This window comes from uncultured Ralstonia sp. (assembly GCA_913056305.1).
In the GTDB taxonomy this organism is placed as follows: Bacteria; Pseudomonadota; Gammaproteobacteria; order Burkholderiales; family Burkholderiaceae; genus Ralstonia.
Genome location: CAJXMR010000341.1, coordinates 1 through 3,313, shown reverse-complemented (window position 1 = coordinate 3,313; position 3,313 = coordinate 1). Strand labels below are relative to the sequence as shown.

Annotated in this window: 4 protein-coding genes; all 4 read left to right on the top strand. The window is 67.8% G+C overall.

The features are described from left to right. A partial coding sequence (locus QZ609_RS25665) for a response regulator transcription factor (protein WP_295501081.1) occupies window positions 1-542 on the top strand: 542 nt, incomplete at its 5' end. After that, on the top strand, window positions 535-2,094 hold the full coding sequence (locus QZ609_RS25660) for a sensor histidine kinase (RefSeq protein WP_295501078.1): 1,560 nt from the start codon (window positions 535-537) through the stop codon (window positions 2,092-2,094). The genes QZ609_RS25665 and QZ609_RS25660, both read left to right, overlap by 8 nt. Beyond that, entirely contained in the window at window positions 2,091-2,420 is a 330-nt protein-coding gene (locus tag QZ609_RS25655) for a sodium/substrate symporter small subunit (protein ID WP_295501075.1), read from the top strand. Before QZ609_RS25660 ends, QZ609_RS25655 begins: the two co-directional genes overlap by 4 nt. A gap of 199 nt (window positions 2,421-2,619) precedes the next feature. Then, window positions 2,620-3,313: MFS transporter (locus QZ609_RS25650; RefSeq protein WP_295501071.1), on the top strand; the 694-nt coding region annotated here is incomplete at its 3' end.

Below are 3,313 nucleotides of genomic sequence, written 5' to 3'. Positions count from 1 at the left end.
GCCTGCCGCGCATGTCGGGGCTGGAGGTGCTCAAGCGCCTGCGCTCGCGCGGGGCGATGCTGCCGGTGCTGATCCTGACCGCCGCCGATAGCGTGGAGGAGCGCGTCAAGGGCCTGGACCTCGGCGCCGACGACTACATGGCCAAGCCCTTCGCCCTGTCCGAACTGGAGGCGCGCGTGCGGGCACTGGTGCGGCGCGGCGCGGGCGGCGGCGCGACGCTGGTGCGCCACGGGCCGCTGGCGTTCGACCAGGTCGGGCGCATTGCCTATATCCATGACCAGTTGGTGGAGCTGTCGGCGCGCGAGATCGGCCTGCTGGAGATCCTGCTCGCGCGCGTGGGCCGGCTGGTGTCGAAGGAGCAGTTGGTCGACCACCTGTGCGGCTGGGGCGAAGAGGTCAGTAACAACGCCATCGAGGTCTACATCCACCGGCTGCGCAAGAAGATCGAGGTGGACGGCATCCGCATCGCCACCGTGCGTGGGCTGGGCTACTGCCTGGAACGTGTCGCTGCCCCCACCGCCGCACAAGCCGCCCATGGGTGACCGGCTGGCCTGGCCCTGGCGCCGGCCGCGCGCACGGCATGCCAAACCCACCGATGCGGCGCCCCAGGCGGACGACCGCGATCTCGCCGATACCCTCCCCCATCTCGAAGACGACGCGACCCGGCCCGGCGCCCGTTCGCTGTTCGGCGAGATCCTCGACTGGATGCTCGCGCCGCTGCTGCTGCTGTGGCCAATGAGCATTGCGGTGACGTATCTCGTCGCCAAGTCGATCGCCAATGCACCCTACGACCGCGCGCTGGAATCGAGCGCCATCGTGCTCAGCCAGCAGCTGCGCGAGGTGAATGGGCGCGTGACACTGCAGTTGCCGATCTCCGCGCGCGAGATCCTGCGCGCGGACGAGACCGACAACATCTACTACCAGGTGCTCGGCACCGGCGGCGAGTTCGTCTCCGGCGATCGCGAACTGCCGCTGCCGCCCGAGGAGGACGCCAGCAATGGCGGCCTGGTGCAGTTGCGCGACGACCGCATCCACGGCACGGAGATCCGCGTGGCGTATACCTTCGTGCAGCAGCCCAACCTGCCCGGCGCCAAACCCGCGCTGGTGCAGGTGGCCGAGACGCTGGACAAGCGCGCGCAGCTGGCCAACGAGATCATCAAGGGCGTGATCCTGCCGCAGTTCGTGATCCTCCCGCTGGCCGTCATCCTGGTGTGGTTCGGGCTCACGCGCGGGCTGGCGCCGCTCAACGCCATCCAGGAGCGCATCCGCGCGCGCAACCCCGGCGACACCAGCCCCATCGACGAGGGCGCCGCGCCGCAGGAGCTGACGCCGCTGGTGGCCTCGTTCAACGAGCTGCTCGGGCGGCTGGAGCAATCGGTGCAGACGCAGAAGCGCTTCATTGCCGATGCGGCGCACCAGATGAAGACGCCGCTCGCGGGCCTGCGCATGCAGGCGGAGCTCGCACAGCGCGAGCAATCGCCCGACGAGCTGCGCCGCACCCTGGCCCACATCGCCGACAGCTCCGACCGCACAGCGCACCTGGTCAAGCAGTTGCTGTCGCTCGCGCGCATGGAAAACATGGGCGCCACCGACGGCATGGTGCCGCTCGATCTCTGCACACTGACGCGACAAGTGGTGGCCGACTGGCTGCAGAAGGCCTGGGCCAAACAGATCGACCTCGGCTTCGAGGAGCCCGGCGTGCGCGTCATGACCTCCGGCAACGCGATCATGCTCGCCGAGATGCTCAACAACCTGCTCGACAACGCGATCCGCTACACCCCCGACGGCGGCCGCGTGACGGTGCGCGTGACCACCGCGCCGTTCGAGCCCTTCGTTTTCATCGACGTGGAAGACACCGGCCCCGGCATCCCCGTGGCCGAGCGCGAGCGGGTGATGCAGCGCTTCTACCGCATCCTCGGCACGCAGGCCGAAGGCAGCGGCCTGGGCCTGGCCATCGTGCGCGAGATCGTGCAGCAGCACGGCGGCGACATCGAGGTGCTGGACAACGTCTATCAGCCATCGCCGCGGCTGGCCGGGGCGCGCTTTCGCATCACGCTGCACCGCTGCGCGCCGGGCGAGGAGACCTCGGCATGACGCCCAATGCCGACGCGTCCACCCCGGCCTCCGCGCCAGCACCCGCGCGCCGGCGCTGGGTGTCCAACATGCGCTGGATCCTGCTGCTGCTCGGGGTCTGGTTTGTGGTGACCTTCGTGGTGGCGTTCTTTGCACGCGACCTGTCGATGCGCATCTTCGGCTGGCCGTTTGCCTACTGGGTGGCCGGCCAGGGCGCGCCCATCGTCTATGTGCTGATCACGATGCTCTATGCATGGCACACCAACCGGGCTGCGGATGCTGCGGCGCACGACACCGACGAAGCCCAGCGCGAGGCGTCTGAGCACGCCCAACCGCCCTCCATTTGATGCGCTGAAGCAGCCGATCGGGTCTGCAAATTGGTACGCGCATCTGCGTGTATACCCCGATGAAAACGCCGCGTTTGGCCGGCGTTGATGTCAGAACGCAGTAAGTTTCGGCTCCCACAATCGTCCACAATTCCGCGGGCGCTTGCGTTGCGTTGTCATGTCCATGCCCAGCGGGACATCTACGAACAAAGGAGACAACATGGCAACCGTGCAGAGTGCACCCAACGCGCCCGCCGGGCGCATGCAGCCCGCGCCCATGACACGCGAGGAGAAGAAGGTCATCTTCGCCTCGTCGCTGGGCACCGTGTTTGAGTGGTACGACTTCTACCTCTACGGGTCGCTGGCAGCCATCATCGCCAAGCAGTTCTTCTCGGGGCTGGATCCGACGGCGGCCTTCATCTTTGCGCTGCTGGCGTTTGCCGCGGGCTTCCTGGTGCGCCCGTTCGGCGCGCTGGTGTTCGGCCGGCTGGGCGACATGATCGGGCGCAAGTACACCTTCCTGATCACCATCCTGATCATGGGCACGTCGACGTTCATTGTCGGCCTGCTGCCGTCCTATGCCACCATCGGCGCGGCTGCGCCGGTGATCCTGATCGCGCTGCGCATGCTGCAAGGCCTGGCGCTGGGCGGCGAGTACGGCGGTGCCGCCACGTATGTGGCCGAGCATGCTCCGCACGGCCGGCGCGGCAACTACACGTCGTGGATCCAGACCACCGCCACGCTGGGCCTGTTCCTGTCGCTGATCGTGATCCTGGTGGTGCGCGAGCTGACCGGCCCGTCGTTCGACGACTGGGGCTGGCGCATTCCGTTCCTGGTGTCGATCCTGCTGCTGGCCACCTCGGTGTACATCCGCCTGTCGATGAGTGAATCGCCGGCATTCCAGAAGATGAAGG

Excerpts from the sequence above, each read along its gene's own strand:
- QZ609_RS25660 (WP_295501078.1), top strand. The coding sequence starts at position 535 with ATGGGTGACCGGCTGGCCTGGCCCTGGCGCCGGCCGCGCGCACGGCAT.
- QZ609_RS25655 (WP_295501075.1), top strand. The coding sequence starts at position 2,091 with ATGACGCCCAATGCCGACGCGTCCACCCCGGCCTCCGCGCCAGCACCC.